Below are 356 nucleotides of genomic sequence, written 5' to 3' on the forward strand. Positions count from 1 at the left end.
CTGATTAACTCAGCCCTGCTGGGTCATTTTGTATGGCTTAGTCTAAACTCCAGTTTAATAATACTGTTGCAGAATTAGCACCTATAAAACCAACTGATTTTAAATTATTGATAGTTGCAATCTCTAAATCATTGTTTTGGTTATCTTTTTTACTACTCTTATCCCGGTTAGAAATAAAAAAGACAGTCCCACCATTATCATTAACGTAATTCACAAACTTGACTGCACCAGGAACAGCCTTAGCTTTGGCTGCTGCTACCCATTTATTCCATGTTGTTGGATCAAAACTATTATTCGTATCAATATAGCGTTTACCAGTCTAATGAAGTACACTAATTAAAATAAATCAGTGTATC

1 protein-coding gene is annotated in these 356 nt (G+C 34.0%); it reads right to left on the minus strand.

Going from position 1 to position 356, the window contains the following annotated elements; all coding sequences use genetic code 11:
- Positions 1-37: 37 nt before the first annotated feature.
- Positions 38-304, minus strand: a complete 267-nt coding sequence (locus ABF638_RS38355; protein ID WP_435027948.1) for an HAD family acid phosphatase — start codon at positions 302-304, stop codon at positions 38-40.
- Positions 305-356: the final 52 nt, after the last annotated feature.

The organism is Nostoc sp. CALU 1950, from assembly GCF_051172895.1.
Taxonomy (GTDB): domain Bacteria; phylum Cyanobacteriota; class Cyanobacteriia; order Cyanobacteriales; family Nostocaceae; genus Nostoc; species Nostoc edaphicum_A.